This window comes from Thermococcus sp. 9N3 (assembly GCF_012027685.1).
GTDB lineage: Archaea > Methanobacteriota_B > Thermococci > Thermococcales > Thermococcaceae > Thermococcus > Thermococcus nautili.
Genome location: NZ_SNUV01000018.1, coordinates 1 through 389 on the forward strand (window position 1 = coordinate 1; position 389 = coordinate 389).

At 52.4% G+C, this 389-nt stretch carries 2 pseudogenes; both read left to right on the forward strand.

Annotated features, from left to right (window positions below):
* Positions 1-206 (forward strand): annotated as a pseudogene (locus E3E30_RS11205) (methyltransferase); the annotation flags it as partial.
* Between the two features lie 40 nt (positions 207-246).
* Positions 247-389 (forward strand): annotated as a pseudogene (locus E3E30_RS11210) (HAD family hydrolase); the annotation flags it as partial.

The window sequence follows — 389 nt, forward strand, 5'->3', positions numbered from 1 at the left end:
TCGGCAGCGATTCGTGGACGGTCGACTCCGTGAGGGGCAGAAGCCTGAAGGAACTGAACGGGGTTGGGATAGATCTAATCAGCAAGCCGCTCAGGGAAAATGAGGTTCTGAGAGTCACGATGACCGTGAAGTTCTTTGAGGAAGCAGGCAATGAGTGCCAGACCGACAGAGCGATGATTGACATAAAGCTCAACGCCGAGCAGTGAACTTTTAAACCCCCAATCCTTTCTTTTTTAGGTGCCCACGATGATCGGCCTCATCTTCGACATGGACGGCGTCCTTTACAGGGGAAACGAGCCGGTTGAAGGTTCCCGCGAGCTGATAAACTTTCTGAAGGAGAAAGGGGTCCCCTTCATCTTCCTGACCAACAATTCTACCAAGGACCCCTC